The organism is Paenibacillus sp. FSL R7-0312 (assembly GCF_038004445.1).
Lineage (GTDB): Bacteria > Bacillota > Bacilli > Paenibacillales > Paenibacillaceae > Paenibacillus_AQ.
The window spans coordinates 2,772,938-2,787,833 of record NZ_JBBORE010000001.1; the positions used below are offsets into that span (position 1 = coordinate 2,772,938).

Below are 14,896 nucleotides of genomic sequence, written 5' to 3' on the forward strand. Positions count from 1 at the left end.
AGTGTACCACAGCCCATACTGCGAATTCGAAGTTACATTCTGCGGTGCTTACGCAAGGCCAGCACATTCAGCAGCATGAACAGCAGGGAGAAGCCGATCAGCACGAATACATCAAGAGCGATATCATTCCATCCCTTGCCGCGGATCATGATATCCATCAGTGCCTGGGCGCCGTAGTAGATGGGGGTTGCCAATCCTACGCGCTGCAGCCAGAGCGGAAGGGTATCCATCGGAAATAATCCGCTCAGGAAAATCTGCGGCACAATGACCAGGGGAATGAACTGGATCATCTGGAGCTCATTAGCGGCAAATGCCGAGAGCAGGGTGCCGAGTGTCAGTGCCGACATCGAGAGCAGCAAGGTTATCAGCAGAACGTAGCCGAAGCTTCCGGCCATCATAATGCCAAGCACCTGGATCGAGAACCAGGAGATCAGCAGCGCCTGAAAGACGGTGAAGATACCGAAGCCGCAGACATATCCTAGCACGATTTCCCAGCGTTTCAGCGGAGTGGAGAGCAGGCGTTCCAGTGTTCCTGTGGTCCGCTCGCGCAGGAAGGAGACGCCCGCGATCAGGAAGACGAAAAAGAATACAAATACCCCGATCATAATCGGGCCGAAACGGTCGATCGTCTTCATATCCTCGGCGCCGTACAGATAGCTGATCTGCGGCTGATGCTGTACGCTGCCTGCCGCTGACGGCTGCAGACTCTGCATAGCTTCCTGCAGGGCCATCATGACGGCGCGGTTAGCGGTCGGGTCACTGCCTTCCAGCATGATCTCAGGAGTGGTTCCCTTCATTGTAATATAAGCATCAATGTCCCCGGACTGAAGGGTGGCGTTGCCGGATTCATCATTATCATAGCTGGTAACTTCAGCCTTCTGGGCTTCCAGCGCGGTACTGAACACTGCAGCACCGGAGGCTACGCCAATCTTCGGCTTATAAACGTCGCTGTTAAAGACTAGGCTCATCAAGCTGAGCACCAGCAGGGGGGCGATGAACATCAGCGCCATGGTTCTTTTATCATGGATGAATTGCTGCAGAATTCTCAGGGTAATCGCACGGATTCTCATGAGCGCACACCTCCATAGTACAGGAAGGCTTCTTCAATGGTAGCGGAGCCGGTTGCCTGCAGCAGTCCGGCGGGCGTGTCTACAGCGAGCAGAACGCCATCCCGGATCATAGCCAGCCGGCCGCATTTCTCCGCTTCATCCATAACATGTGTGGTGAGTACAATCGTGGTGCCTTTACGGTTCAACGCCTTAAGTTCCTTCCAGATCGACTGGCGCAGCACTGGATCAATCCCGACTGTGGGTTCATCCAGCAGCAGCAGCGGCGGCTCATGCAGCAGCGCGATAGCCAGGGACAGCCGGCGTTTCATGCCTCCGGAGTATTGGTCTACTCTTTTGCGCAAATGCTCCTGCAGGTTCACCAGCTCCATTACATCTCTGATCCGCCGTGTCCGGTTGCCGCCCTTCAGACCGTAGAGGGAAGCGAAGAACTCCAGATTCTCCTTGGCGCTCAGTTCAGTGTATAGTGCATCGGACTGGGCCATATAGCCGATCTGCTGCAGCATGGCAAGCTTCGGCATCCGTACCCCAAGGACGTTAATCTCGCCGGAGGTAACTTCGTCTATGCCCGTGAGCAGCTTGACCAGCGTGGTTTTGCCGGAGCCGGACGGGCCCAGAATTCCGAAGGTTTCCGCCTGCTCCACCTGCAGCGTAATATCCTTCAATACCTTCTTGCTGCCGAAAGCCCGGTCAACATGGGTTACTGTAATCACTGGGAGGGCTTGCTTCATTGTGATCTCCTCAATTCTTAGCATTATGAGTGAGTACTCACTCATTATCATAATGATTCTCTTGGTAAAAGTAAATCTCTTTTCCAAGTACACAAAAATATAAATCTGAAGTGCGAATGATATCCTCTATTGCGGACAAGACTGCGGTTAGCCTGGGAATCTGATGTTGTGCCCGCAATAGCTGATTGTCAGTCCGCCTGACCGGCGGACAGATTATGAAAAAGCTGTGTCAGGCTCCCGCAGGGCACATGCACCACATGCACAATGTCTTAAGGACGCGGACCCGTCTCCGCCTGCCGCCGCATAAATCATATTAAATTTTAGGTATTCCCCGTTTCCACCTGCCGGTTATCAGGGTAATAAGGAGAATACTGGAGATTACCGGCAACTTGAACCCATTCCATTAGAAGGTGGTGCGAATCATGGCAGGACATAAGCTGCTCCTTACTCTGGGAGTGCTTCTCGCAGCGGCCGGACTTAGCGGCTGCAGCAGTTCAGACGGTGCAGAAGCGGACAGCGGAGCTTTTCATACCCTGGCGGAAGAGAATGCGGACGCGCAGCAGTATTTGCCTGACGATCTGCCAATACCGGAAGGCGCGGGCATCACTTTTACTCAAGGTGAGGTGGCAGAAGGGAAGAAATCCTCTATGCTGATCTACGAGACAGAGGAAAGTATGACCGCTCTTGGAAGTACATATCAGAAATATGTAAGGGACAAGGATCTGGAACGCGGAACAGAGATTGTCGACAGCAACAACATTCTAATTAATGGCAAGGTAAGCGGTTCTTATTCATATTCTATTATTGGCAGCAGCTCGGACTCTAAGTCCGGCGGTAATGAGATTATCGTGACGTGGATACTGAATTAACATAACTTTTACAAACGGCGGGTCCTGGAGTTATTCCGGGGTCCGCCGTTGTATTTTCCTCCCCATAAACATTTTTGCTTTTTTTAATAGATTGGATGGACAAGTTGAGAAAGAAAAGGAGTGACGGAGGGGAATTTTGGAACTGTAGGAGCGGGAGCGACCGCCTTTGTCCCCGGATTTCCACCGCGTATAGCGGTAACAATCAAGAAATCAGGGGACAACAGCGGCTGGAAGTCCAAATATTCACCGCAGTGGCGACTGGTTTTTTCTCGAAAAGGTTAAAGTTCAATCCATTTAGGAGAGCGAAAATGTGATTACTTTTACAATTAATATTTCCATAACATTCCTCTGCAACAGAATTGACATTCGTAGATGAAAATAACATTAGCAGTTACCTATAGGAAAAGGGTGAATCTAATTGACAAACAGTAAATGGATCGGTGCAGCATTGGCTTCAGCACTTCTCGTAACAGGGGGATCAGTAAGTGTTTTGGCTACAAGCAGCAGTGTGAGCGCCGCCGCCGTCAAGACAGCCGCAGTTCAAGAGGGAAGTACTACATGGAGTATCAATGGTACGCCGGTTGCGCTCAGCACAATCAACAGCGGTGGATATAAACTCTATTCGTTAAGCCAGGTGGCAGGGGAGCTTGGAGCAGGACTTGTGCTCGGCAGCAGTGGATTTCTATTAAATGACAGCAAGGGCCTACATAATGTACAGATTCAGGCGGGTGTAAAAAGCTATCAGGTTGATGGTCAAGCACAGGAATTTACAGTAGCACCTGTCGTTCATAACAACAAAACCTATGTAGAACTCACGAAGCTGGTTACCGCACTTGGCGGTGAGCTGCAGGCGGATACCAGCAGCATCCTGAGCTTCGCCCGGCCGACAGGTCAATTTGACACCCTTCATTGGAATGCCGACGGCGCACTGATCGCGAACCAAGGCGATGCTGAATCGACAATGATCTACAAATTTAGCCTGGTGCCAGGCAATTATGACTTGTTCTCTTCCAACAGCAGTGTAATGGATTATGCAGTTTCTCCTGATCAGAAGTGGGGCGCGTTCAGCAATGAGACAGGCATTATGCAACTGATCAACCTGTCCAGCGGAGTGATCACTACCCTTGGCAAAGACACCAGCGTGAAGACGGACCTCGTATGGTCCAGCGACGGCAAGACGATCTATTTCATTCAAGGCGACAAGCAGGAGAAGCTGGCGCAGATTTCTGTAGAGACCGGAGAGGTCAAAGCGCTGCTTGAGGATAAAGTGGAGAATAAATCGGAGCTTCGCGTATCGGCGGACGGCAAAACTGCTGTGTACATTGTCAATGTAACAGGCACAGCCAAGAATGATGCCGACAGTACTGAAGATTCACTGACTGTAGACTTCAGCAAAGCCGGAGAACAGCTGTACAAGCTGGATCTGGCCACCAAAGGCGCGAAGCCGGCAGCCCTGACTACAGCGCTCGACAACAAGCTGTATCCGGAGATTCTTGCGGGCGGCAGCGTAGTGTACCTGAGTGCAGATCCGGAGGGCACTGCCGCCAATACCCTGAAGTCGATTACAGCAGACGGTACCAGCACAGATATCACCTTGAGTGCTGAAGCCAACTGGGCTGCTGGAGTGAGTACAGGCTTGGTGGTTGCAGGCTTGGCAGCGGACGGCAGCACAGTAATCTACTCTATTGCGGGCGGAGCGGCTCCGGTTGAAGTATTCCGTACGGCAGAGGATGTGTCCGAGGTGTCTGTATCGAATGACGGCAGCAAAGTGGCAATTGTGAGCGACGGCAAAATCCTTGTCATTCAGAACGGCAAAGCAGTACAGCTGTCCAACTAATAACTAATACTGAGTAACAATGATTCATAACAACATTTATCGGCGCTGGCCGCCGGGAGGAGATTTTAGACATGAAGGTTTTCAGAAAATTAACAGTAACAGCGCTCACCGCGGTTATCGCGGTTACCGCAGCTTTTGCAGGGGTTGCCGCTGCTGCGGACAGTCTCAAGGGTAAAATCACCGTTAACGGTTCGACCGCACTGCTTCCATTGACGCTGCAAGCCGCCAAAGAATTCCAGAAGCTTCACCCTAAAGTGAAAATCGCAGCTTCAGGCAAAGGCTCCGTAACCGGCCCCCAAGCCGTGAAGAAAGGCATTGCGGACATCGGCGCCTGCGACTGGGATGCCAGTATGGATGTTCCGGGCTTCAAAGCCTTTGAAGGACAGGTAGCGAACAAGGTGGCGGTCATTCCTTTTGCAACCATCGTGAACAAAAACGTAGGTGTAGACAACTTGACTACAGAACAGCTTAAAGGAATCTACTCCGGCAAAATCACGAACTGGAAGGAAGTCGGCGGTGAAGATGCCAATATCGTGGTTATCACCCGTGCCTTCGGTTCCGGTACCCGGGTCAACTATCAGGCGAAGGCACTTGCCGGCGGAGATATTGTGAAGAAAGAGAAGAATTACAAGGAAGCCGGCTCCAGTGGCGATATGAAAACAGCTGTGGGCACTACTCCGAACGCTATCGGATACATCGACCTTGTCTACGTGACCGGCAGTGACATCAAAGCCGTGAAGTTCAACGGAGTGGAAGCGACTACGGACAATGTTATCAACGGTTCGTACAAGATTTGGGCTTACGGCTACTACATGACCAAAGGCCAGCCTACCGGCGCTACTAAAGAATTCATCGAGTACGTGCAGAGCAAGAAGTTCCAGCAGGGTTCACTTAAAAAGCTTAAATTCATTCCGATTGCCGCCATGCAATCCTAGGATCAATCCTAGTACAAGGTAACAGACTGATAGGTAACAGCGGCCAGCTCCGGAGCTTCATGCGGGGTTGGCCTCTTACAGGAGGGAAAGTATGGGGGCACCGGTTCATAGACTGACAGCACAGACACAGAAGAGCCTTGAGGAAGTTAAAGTAAATACCAGAAGACATAAGAGACATCTGCTAGGCAATACGATATCCCGTTATTATTTCTTATTCAGTATCCTTGCGCTGTGTCTGGTGCTTGGACTAGTTATTGTATTCATCGGCAAAACGGCACTGCTGCTCTTCGGGAGCATCTCGCCGCTCGATTTCTTCTTCTCGTTCAACTGGACACCGGAAGAGGAGGCCTTCGGCGCCGCTGCCTTTATTGTAAATACATTATCGCTGACGGCACTGACCCTGGTCATTGCTGTACCGATCTCGGTAGGCATGGCCGTGCTTTGTGCGGAGATCGCCCCCAAATGGATGACAAGCTTCATCCGTCCGGTACTGGATCTGCTGGTCGGCATACCTTCTATTGTATACGGCTATCTGGGCTTGACCGTACTGCTTCCCTTCCTGCGTAGAGTGAGCGGAGAAGGGCTGGGGGACGGACTGCTCGCTTCAGCCCTCGTGCTGGCGCTGATGGTCCTGCCGACCATTTGCCGGATCAGCGATGATGCGATTGTGTCCGTTCCGCGCAAATACCGTGACGCCGCGTATGCGCTGGGCTCGACCCGTCTTCAGGTCATTATGCGTGTTGTGCTGCCGGCAGCGAGCCGGGGGATTATCTCGGCTGTTATTCTCGGTATGACCCGTGCGATCGGCGAGACCATGGCGGTGGTTATGGTGATCGGCAATACGCCGCAGCTGGCGAAGACCCTGTTCACGCCGACCTCTGTGCTGACCAGCAACATCGTAATGCAGATCTCCAATGTTGAGTTTGAGTCTACCTGGAACTACTCCCTGCATATGATGGCCTTCCTGCTGCTGCTGATTTCCTTTGTGCTGATACTAATTATCCGCGTGCTGGGCCGCAAACGGAGGGATGCCTGATGAACGGATTTACCCGTACCCGCCATTCGGCAAGGTCGCAACGCAATAACAAGATAGCTACTATCGCTTTCTATACGCTGGGAGTTCTGGTGATGCTGCTGATTTTCTGGCTGCTGTTCACCATTCTTGGCAAGGGACTGCCCGCGCTGCGGCCGGAGTTCCTGATCAAGCAGCCGGAAGAGATGGATGCCGGCGGGGGGATTGGCCCCGTGCTCTTCAACTCCTTCTATATTCTGATCATCTCGCTGCTGATCTCCGTTCCGATCGGGATCGGGGCAGGCATCTATATGGCGGAATATGCGCCGGATAATGCCTTCACAGGCGCATTGCGCATCTGTGTAGAATCCCTGGCCTCCGTTCCGTCCATCGTGTTCGGCCTCCTGGGCCTGGCGATCTTCGCCGAGTACTTCGGTGTCGGCCTGACGATTCTCGGCGGAGGCGTCAGCCTGGCGCTGCTGAATCTTCCGACACTGGCCCGCGTTACCGAAGAGTCCATCCGTGCGGTACCCGGCGAGATCCGTGAAGCCGGCTATGCCCTCGGCATGACGAAGTTCCATGTCATCCGCAAGGTCGTCCTGCCGGTAGCCCTTCCGGCAATTGTTACCGGCGTCTGCCTTGTGGCCGGACGCGCCTTCGGGGAATCGGCGGTTATTATCCTGACCGCCGGACTCAGCACCTCCGGTGAGATGTGGGATTTCAATCTGTTCTCGCCGGGTGAGACGCTGGCGGTACATCTGTGGTACGTGCAGTCCGAGGCGATTGTCGAGGATGCGCAGCAGATCGCGGACAAATCCGCTGCGGTGCTGGTGTTCATAGTCCTGCTAATTAACTTTATTTTCCGCTTTCCGCTGTGGCTGGGGAACCGCCGCCGGGGGCGCTGAGACTTAGACTTGAAGCCTGAATATCTGAATAACAGGCTGCCTTGCTGTGGAGGGTCCACGGCAGGGCAGTTTGTTTGACGTGACAAGCAGCGGAGAGAATCGCAGCCGCCGGGGGCTTTTTTCACGGCGGAGCCTATCTATTTCCATTGCTTAAAATTATAATAATACTAGAATGAAAGCGGTTATAGGAACAGGGGGTATGCCGAATGCCTGACCGTATGTCCGAGCAGGAACTGAATAAGCTGATTAATATGCTGGAGCTGTCACAAGGTGACGGTGATATAGAGTTTGATATTTCATTTATGGTATCCGATGACCCGGATCATGACCACGGGGGGCGGTTGCTGGTCCGGGCTGACAAAATCTTCGTACAGGACCCGCTGCCCGGCGGTTCGCCCGCAGTGATTATGGGAGTTCTTCCGGTTAAACTATATATCAACGGCGAGCCGCTTTCCGGCCCGGCCGAGGTGACTTCGGAGGATACTATAGAGTGGGAAATCTCGGAGCCGCCGCTGTACTCGATTACCGTGTCGGAGGATCGTCTGCTGGCTTTTTTCACCCTTCATTCCACGAAGAAATTCTCCTGGAAGCTGAATGATCATTACTCCGCCGGCATGGTGGAAGTAGACGCCGTGATGAATACGGAGAATGTTGTCGGAATTCTGGGCCTGAACCAGATTATTTCCGACTTTGAGCGTCGGGGAATCATTCAGAACCTGAATATCTCCGGAATTCATGCTGAACTGCAGAATCCGACTTATCAGCCAATTCCCGCTGCCCGGGGCAGAGCGGCTGTGCCGGGGGAGAATGCGCATCTGGAACTGTTTTTCTCCGAGACGATTGAGAATGAATTCAGCGAGATTGAAGGCCAGGTGGATTACCGCAGCCATCTGCGTATTCCTTCCGCGATCCGCGGTGAAGTGCTGGCGCGCAAAATTCCGGTTATCGAGGGGATTCCCGGCTATGACGTGTATGGAGAGATTCTATATCCGCCGCCACCTGCAGACCTTTCGATTCTCGCCAAAAATAATACAGTCCTGCTGATCGGCAATGAAATCCGCGCCCTGCGTGAAGGCCGGCCCCGGGTGACCGGTGACCGGATCAAATATTTCGACATCTGCACGTCCTACATTGTTCCCGGCAATGTGAACATTAAATCCGGCAATATTGTATTCTCGGGCGATGTCATTATACGGGGCGATGTCGAGGACAATATGATCATTGAATCGCTGGGCAATGTCTATATTGCCGGCAGCATCTATAACTCCACCATCACAGCCACCGGCGGCATTCTAGTCAAAGGCAATGTGGTCAACAGCAATCTGTACTCGGGGTATTTCGGCGTGATGTATAACCGGATCTACAACTGCTCCAAGCTTCTAATTGAAGAGACCAAGATCCTCCAGACAGCGGTCCGGATGCTGGTCCAGGCCGTTCAAGGCCGGAAGCAGAGCGTGAAGTACGGACAGGCTGTGCTGCTGCTGCTGGAGAGCAAGTTCCAGAAGATCCCGCAGCTGATCAAAGAGCTGCTCTCGGTGCTGGCAACCGTTCAGGCCTCTTACCATCAGGATCTGGAACAGACGCTGCATTTCCTGAATCTGTTCCTGAAGCCGGCCCAGCTGGTGGATTATATGAGTGAAGCATCGCTCAGCGGAGTGATCAGTATGCTGGAAGAGCTGCATAGGGGGGTGGCCCGGATGCAGGAGACCAAGGTCGAGGTTAACATTGGCAAATGCCAGAACAGCACGCTGAAATCCAACGGCGACATCATCATCCACCGGGACGGGATCGTGCAGAGTGAGCTGTTCTCTTCGGGCAATATTACGTTTCTCCAAACATTCTCCGTCTGCCGCGGCTCCAAGCTTGAGGCCGGGGGCAGCATTGCTGCCTTTTATGTCGGCGGGGAGAGCGGCGCACAATCCTACCTCAAGGCCAAACAAAGTATCTCTGTGCGCAAAATGTACCTGGGTAAAGTCACCATTGACCGCTATACCGCAGACATCACCGAGCCGGTGGAGAACCTGGTCTTCGACGCCGAGAGCCTGCGTAGCATGAAGCTGTCGGCGGAGTCCGGGAGAGGGTTAGTATAATAAAGGGAGCGTCCCGTATGCCTTGTGGCTGCGTGGGCGCTCTTTGTTGTGGAGCAGTGTGCGCAAGGTGCCACGTGAAGGAGAACGTCAGAGTGCGGGGATGCGGGTGCGGGTGGCAGGGATGAAGGTAAGTGAGGGGATGTGGCGGGAAGTGAGGGTAAGCGGCAGGATGATAGATATAGGTTGCAGGGAGTAACAGGCAAGATAGAAGAAGCGGTGAGGGGGTGAGGTGGAAGCAGTGAGGAGTGAGCGAGAGGAATGAGGAGGGGACTGATAGCAATGAGAAGTGCTCTGTGATAGAACAGAGGGTTCCGCGGACCTATGCGGACTCAGGAGCGCTTATATTGTCTTTTGGAGCTCAAAATGCGGGGGAACGGGTTACTTAACGGAATCTGAGTCCGCATGACCTGCGAAATGGCGTGATCCGCCCCACATAAGGGCCTTCCAGTTCGCAAGGAGGCATCCGGATCGTGACGATTCACTTGTCTGGATATGCTATAATCTTATGTGAAAATTGATTTTACCGTGATAGCACGCATGAGCAGATTGTGGAGAAAGTAGATGAACTGATTGCTGCCGATTATCTGCGAACCGAGTACTCCGGCAAGTTCCCGATGATCGTGTTCACTCCGCGCGGGTGGGCGGTTGAGCGGGAACGGCGGGCGGAAGAATTTCTGCGGGAATGGGATCAATGGCTAGATAACGGGATTACGCCGGTCAGCATGGAATATTTGAAGGAACGAAACCGTGGCATGATCTTCATACTCTTGTTTAAAATTTTATGTTCAGGTGATAAGAAGTACATACCGTATTTGCAGCAGTGGGAACCCATTGACTTCAACGCTGTTACAAGGAGGATGGGCTTCATTTTCCGGAGAAATGTTCTTATTGCAGGCAGGAGGAGAGGGAATCGGTGTGAATAGGCTAGAGCTGCGCAAGAAAGTACACGGAATAGTCAATGGTCTCATTTCGGAGAAGGGCGTTGTCAGTCCGCTGGATGTATTCTTAAGGCTCGGGTTCCGGGGATTACAATATTGAAACAAGCTACGCTACCCATTATGTGCTGAAGAAGCCGGAAGAATCATAATAAGAGAGGGACATGCTGATGTTTACAACTGAACAAGTAAAAGGTTTCATCCTCCATCCGGAGCCAATTGTAAGTAATACTGCCCTGCAATACTTTGCTGACAGCTTTTTATATGAGAACGATACTACTCTAATGCCGCTTGTGCTAGAAAGGATGAAGCAATCCGGGGATGCCGGGACGGTTCACCTGCCCCATACCTATAAATTCCCGCTAACTGAAGAAGTGATCCGCGAGCTGCTGGCTTTATACCAGTCGCCTACTATCGATAAGAATACGAAATTTCATTTGCAGATCATCTTGCGTCATTGCAGTCCTGAGCAGTCCATCCCCTTTATGGAGTTAGTCGAGCAAGATCCGAGCTGGCAAAAGCTGCTGGTTCAAAAGAGTAATCTTGCGAACCTGGATGACCAGGAACTGTTGGATGTCTTCAAAGTGTTTATTGAACAAAGCACAGGGAAAAGTTGGGGTGAGTTTGATACGGCTTACGGGGACGAAATCGTAAATGAGCTGTCCCGCCGCAGATGTATGGATACCGAAGCTGTGCTGCAGAGGCTGCGCGACAATGATCCTCACGACCCAAGCTATGAAGTGCCTTATCTTATCCAGCTGGCAGGCCTAATGAAGCTGGAGGCGGCTATTCTTGTGCTGTGCGGTTTTTTCGGTTCTCAGGATGACTTGCTTCTGGAGAATGCCAAAGAGGCGCTCGTTCGTATCGGGACAGCCGGGGTGGTTACGACGCTCACTGAGCAATATTCTATTGCTGAAGGGGAGAGCTACCGGCTGTATGCCTCTGGTGTGTTCGGTAAAATCAAGCTGCCCGATTCAGAAGAGGCAGTGCTCAGATTGTTGCCGGGAGAACGAGATCTCACCAACGCGACTATATTGGCTGAAGGTCTTTGTGAACTTGGTTCAAATAAGGGGCTTCCTATAGTCCAGGCTATGCTGGAAGGAGACTACGACCGCGGATTATTGAATCTCACGGAGTCGATATATGCTTACTGCGTAATCTCAGACACACTACATCCTTCATTACAGGATTGGAAGAAGCAGCTTGATCAGGAGGAGGCTAGGCTGGCCAAGCGTAAGGCAGAAGCGGACCGGATGTTTAGAACTAAAGCCCCCATAGGAACTTATAACAGATTAAACGGAACTGAAAAAACATATATAAGCCCGGAAAAAGTAGGCCGCAACGATCCTTGTCCTTGCGGAAGCGGGAAGAAGCATAAGAAATGCTGCGGTGCTTAGTGGGAACATAATCGTGCCGGGAGCGGGAAATATTATTGTGAGTTCCACGGTGGGATACGAGTAGTGAGAGTTTGTTAGGATCTGCGCGGAGTATTGCTGTGAGTGATATAGAAGCAGGGTGGGAGAAGTGGGGGGAGGCGGCAGAACTATGCGGACACAGATGACCTTATTTGGCGAAAAAGGCTGCTTATCTGTCCGATGCGGACTCAGGAGCGCTTATATTGTAATTTGGAGCTCATAATGAGGTGGAATTGGTTACTTAACGGAATCTGAGTCCGCATGGCCTGCGGAATGGCGTGATCCGCCCAAATAAGGGCCCTCCAGTCCGCAAGGGTTACGCTATGTGCTGGCACAGACGTCCCCGAAGGGATACAGCCCATTCGGGCTGATTGCGGAGCAGGTGCTAACGAAGTGTATGCTCCAACGACCCCGGCTGTCGCCAAGGGTTCTCATCCCCCGGACGCACAAACAGCCTCCCCGAAGGGAGGCTGTTCTATGACGTCCCGGAAGGGATTCGAACCCCCGACCGTGCGCTTAGAAGGCGCATGCTCTATCCGGCTGAGCTACCGGGACATGGTGCCTGACTGAAAAGCAAGCAAAAATTATGTTATCATACATAGAATATTTTTTCAACTTGTTTTTTTGAAACCGTACGGGGATATGCTATAATCTACAATTGATTAGGGTTCGGATGAAGAGGAACGGAGAAAAGGAGGTGCCCTCATGAATCAATTCAATTCCCCTGCCAAAGAGAATATCGTGCTGTTCCCGAAGACGCTGGATTATTACCAGATCCAGCTTACGGTAATGCTGGAAAGTGAACGTTACGGGGAAGCGATGGAACTGCTGCGTTTTCTGCTGCAGTGCCAAGGACAGGAAGAGCGGCACTACGAGGAGTGGCAGTCGCTGCTGGATTGGCTGGAAGCGGCTTTTCCCTACGCCGCACAGGGCGGGGATGCGGATGGTGCCCCCTCTGCAGAAGAGAAGGATCTGAAGGAAGAGGATATGGCCCGGATTCTGGCCAAATCCAAGCTGGAGGAGGATGCGGATTATCCCGATAAGCTGCTGAAGCGGATCATGAATGAGCCGCTGTCCGAAGCGACCGTGCTAGCGCTGGAGCAGCTCTCCTACCTGGAGGGAAGCCATGTAGATGAAGCGCTGACCGGCTGGCTGCAGCAGGCTGAGGTGCATCCGCTGCTGCAGTTTCGCACGCTGCAGACGCTCCGCCGCCGTGGGGCCCAGGGGGCGGTCAGGCTGAGCCGCGGCTACGAAGCTGCAGAGGTGGAGATCGAGGCAGTGCCGCTGCACAATGACGAGTTCCCGCCGCAGGTAAGCCAGGTGCTGGAGCGGGTGGCGGAGCAGGCCGAGGTGCATGAGCCGACGCTGTACTATTTTGCCCAGGAGCTATGGGGGCAGTTCATCATGTCGATTTATGGAACGAAGGAATACCGCGAGCTGCTGGACGGAGAGTATTCGCTGCTGGATATTTGGGCCGGAGCCTTGCACCAGATGGTGTCGGAGAGCCTGAACGGAAACCGGAATGAAGAGGAAACACGGAGTATGTACGGGATCACGGACAGCATGCGCTTTCAATTCGAAGGGGCCTACCGTTCGCTCAAAGGATTTGTAAAGAGTTCTCTACTTGATAAATAAAGTAATGTTGTATATAATATAATGGTTATTCTGTGCGTGAATTGTATGACTTTTTTTAAGTAAACATGTAATCAATTTTGGAGGGAAAAGTATATTATGAAAGCAACCTGGGAAAAAATAGAGAAGAACCTTGGAGTTCTTGAAGTCGAAGTAGAAGCAGACCGTGTAGCTGCAGCACTCGACAAAGCTTTTAATAAAGTGGTTAAGAAAGCAAACGTACCTGGATTCCGTAAAGGTAAAGTGCCGCGGCCGATTTTCGAATCCCGTTTTGGCGTGGAAAGCCTGTACCAGGATGCCATCGACATTCTTCTTCCTGAAGCTTATGGCGAAGCCGTTGAACAAACCGACATCTTCCCTGTAGACCGTCCTGAAGTAGACATCGAGCAATTCGCCAAAGGCCAGCCGTTCATCTTCAAAGCGAAGATCACTGTTAAACCAGAAGTGAAGCTGGGCGAGTACAAAGGTCTGGAAGTTCCTGTACAGAAGGCTGAAGTAACTGATGAAGAGCTGGACGCTGAACTGACACGTCTGCAAGAGCGTCATGCTGAGCTTGTTGTTGTTGAAGATGAAGCAGCAGTTAACGGCGACATCACTGTAATTGATTTCGACGGTTCCGTTGACGGCGTTCCTTTTGAAGGCGGACAGGCTGAGCGTCATTCCCTTGAACTGGGAAGCAACTCCTTCATTCCAGGCTTCGAAGAGCAAGTAGTTGGCATGTCCACCGGAGACTTCAAAGATGTTGAAGTTACTTTCCCTGAGGCTTACCATGCTGCTGAGCTTGCCGGCAAAGTAGCTGTATTCAAAGTGAAGCTGCACGAAATCAAACGCAAACAGCTTCCTGCACTGGATGATGAATTCGCTAAGGATGTAAGTGAATTCGACACTCTGGAAGAATACAAGGCAGATCTGAAGGCACAGCTGGAGTCCCGCAAGCAGGAAGAACTCAAAGGCGTTCGCGAAACTGCAGTAGTTGATGCAGCTGCTGCTAATGCTGAAGTTGAAATTCCTCAAGCTATGATCGCCAGTGAAGTAGAGAACATGGTTCGTGATTTCGACACCCGTCTTCGCCAGCAGGGCATGAACATGGATATGTTCCTCAGCTTCTCCGGCCAGACACGTGAAGACCTGCAGGAACAAATGAAGGGCGATGCCGAGAAGCGCGTTCGCAACAACCTTGTTCTGGAAGTCATCGCTAAGGAAGAGAAGATCGAAGTTTCCGAAGAGGAAGTTACGCAAGAGCTTGCTACTATGGCAGAAGCTTACAAACGTACTCCTGATGAAATCCGCAGCATTCTGGCGGCCAATGGTTCCCTGAGCAGCCTGAATGACGAAATTTCACTGCGCAAGACTATTGATTTCCTCGTTAGCAATAGCGTAGAAGTTGATGCTCCGGCTCCTGCTGTAGAAGCACCTCTTGAAGAAGCGGCTGCAGAAGAAGCAAGCGCTGAGTAGTTTTCTGCTGAGT

12 protein-coding genes, 1 tRNA gene and 1 pseudogene are annotated in these 14,896 nt (G+C 52.0%); 11 read left to right on the forward strand and 3 right to left on the reverse strand.

From position 1 onward, the window contains the following. Window positions 1–32: 32 nt before the first annotated feature. Together MKX70_RS12230 and MKX70_RS12235 are read right to left on the reverse strand one after the other, a co-directional pair. On the reverse strand, window positions 33–1,070 hold the full coding sequence (locus MKX70_RS12230; protein WP_340840085.1) for an ABC transporter permease: 1,038 nt from the start codon (window positions 1,068–1,070) through the stop codon (window positions 33–35). Further along, window positions 1,067–1,798, reverse strand: a complete 732-nt coding sequence (locus MKX70_RS12235; protein WP_340840086.1) for an ABC transporter ATP-binding protein — start codon at window positions 1,796–1,798, stop codon at window positions 1,067–1,069. Before MKX70_RS12235 ends, MKX70_RS12230 begins: the two co-directional genes overlap by 4 nt. Window positions 1,799–2,220: 422 nt before the next feature. Here MKX70_RS12235 and MKX70_RS12240 point away from each other — a divergent pair, with 422 nt between their 5' ends. From MKX70_RS12240 to MKX70_RS12280, 9 genes and pseudogenes are all read left to right on the forward strand, one after another. After that, entirely contained in the window at window positions 2,221–2,667 is a 447-nt protein-coding gene (locus tag MKX70_RS12240; RefSeq protein ID WP_042239022.1) for a hypothetical protein, read from the forward strand. Window positions 2,668–3,085: 418 nt separating this feature from the next. After that, window positions 3,086–4,504, forward strand: a complete 1,419-nt coding sequence (locus tag MKX70_RS12245) for a stalk domain-containing protein (RefSeq protein WP_340840087.1) — start codon at window positions 3,086–3,088, stop codon at window positions 4,502–4,504. Between the two features lie 71 nt (window positions 4,505–4,575). Further along, a complete protein-coding gene (locus tag MKX70_RS12250) occupies window positions 4,576–5,439 on the forward strand; it encodes a phosphate ABC transporter substrate-binding protein (protein ID WP_340783027.1) in 864 nt (287 codons plus the stop codon). Window positions 5,440–5,530: 91 nt separating this feature from the next. Continuing rightward, window positions 5,531–6,475: a phosphate ABC transporter permease subunit PstC gene (gene pstC, locus MKX70_RS12255; RefSeq protein ID WP_340783031.1), complete on the forward strand. Its 945-nt coding sequence runs from the start codon at window positions 5,531–5,533 to the stop codon at window positions 6,473–6,475. Next, on the forward strand, window positions 6,475–7,356 hold the full coding sequence (gene pstA / locus MKX70_RS12260; protein ID WP_340783034.1) for a phosphate ABC transporter permease PstA: 882 nt from the start codon (window positions 6,475–6,477) through the stop codon (window positions 7,354–7,356). The genes pstC and pstA overlap by 1 nt, the downstream gene beginning before the upstream one ends. Window positions 7,357–7,562: 206 nt before the next feature. Next, window positions 7,563–9,446: a FapA family protein gene (locus MKX70_RS12265; protein ID WP_340783036.1), complete on the forward strand. Its 1,884-nt coding sequence runs from the start codon at window positions 7,563–7,565 to the stop codon at window positions 9,444–9,446. Between the two features lie 530 nt (window positions 9,447–9,976). Beyond that, window positions 9,977–10,369, forward strand: a pseudogene (locus tag MKX70_RS12270) (RQC-minor-1 family DNA-binding protein); the annotation flags it as partial. Continuing rightward, window positions 10,362–10,484, forward strand: a complete 123-nt coding sequence (locus MKX70_RS12275) for a hypothetical protein (protein WP_269322080.1) — start codon at window positions 10,362–10,364, stop codon at window positions 10,482–10,484. The pseudogene MKX70_RS12270 and the gene MKX70_RS12275, both read left to right, overlap by 8 nt. A gap of 67 nt (window positions 10,485–10,551) precedes the next feature. After that, on the forward strand, window positions 10,552–11,778 hold the full coding sequence (locus MKX70_RS12280) for an SEC-C metal-binding domain-containing protein (protein WP_340840088.1): 1,227 nt from the start codon (window positions 10,552–10,554) through the stop codon (window positions 11,776–11,778). 499 nt (window positions 11,779–12,277) lie between these two features. Here MKX70_RS12280 and MKX70_RS12285 read toward each other — a convergent pair. Continuing rightward, window positions 12,278–12,351 (reverse strand) — tRNA-Arg (locus MKX70_RS12285). A gap of 150 nt (window positions 12,352–12,501) precedes the next feature. On the opposite strand from MKX70_RS12285, the gene MKX70_RS12290 reads away from it, so the two are divergent. After that, a complete protein-coding gene (locus tag MKX70_RS12290) occupies window positions 12,502–13,431 on the forward strand; it encodes a hypothetical protein (RefSeq protein ID WP_042239009.1) in 930 nt (309 codons plus the stop codon). 96 nt (window positions 13,432–13,527) lie between these two features. After that, a complete protein-coding gene (gene tig / locus MKX70_RS12295) occupies window positions 13,528–14,883 on the forward strand; it encodes a trigger factor (protein WP_340840089.1) in 1,356 nt (451 codons plus the stop codon). The last annotated feature ends 13 nt before the right edge of the window (window positions 14,884–14,896 follow it).

Bases quoted from the DNA above. Each gene is read 5' to 3' on its own strand.
- MKX70_RS12230 (WP_340840085.1), bottom strand. From the start codon at position 1,070: ATGAGAATCCGTGCGATTACCCTGAGAATTCTGCAGCAATTCATCCAT.
- MKX70_RS12235 (WP_340840086.1), bottom strand. From the start codon at position 1,798: ATGAAGCAAGCCCTCCCAGTGATTACAGTAACCCATGTTGACCGGGCT.
- MKX70_RS12240 (WP_042239022.1), top strand. From the start codon at position 2,221: ATGGCAGGACATAAGCTGCTCCTTACTCTGGGAGTGCTTCTCGCAGCG.
- MKX70_RS12250 (WP_340783027.1), top strand. From the start codon at position 4,576: ATGAAGGTTTTCAGAAAATTAACAGTAACAGCGCTCACCGCGGTTATC.
- pstC (WP_340783031.1), top strand. From the start codon at position 5,531: ATGGGGGCACCGGTTCATAGACTGACAGCACAGACACAGAAGAGCCTT.
- pstA (WP_340783034.1), top strand. From the start codon at position 6,475: ATGAACGGATTTACCCGTACCCGCCATTCGGCAAGGTCGCAACGCAAT.
- MKX70_RS12265 (WP_340783036.1), top strand. From the start codon at position 7,563: ATGCCTGACCGTATGTCCGAGCAGGAACTGAATAAGCTGATTAATATG.
- MKX70_RS12280 (WP_340840088.1), top strand. From the start codon at position 10,552: ATGTTTACAACTGAACAAGTAAAAGGTTTCATCCTCCATCCGGAGCCA.
- MKX70_RS12290 (WP_042239009.1), top strand. From the start codon at position 12,502: ATGAATCAATTCAATTCCCCTGCCAAAGAGAATATCGTGCTGTTCCCG.
- tig (WP_340840089.1), top strand. From the start codon at position 13,528: ATGAAAGCAACCTGGGAAAAAATAGAGAAGAACCTTGGAGTTCTTGAA.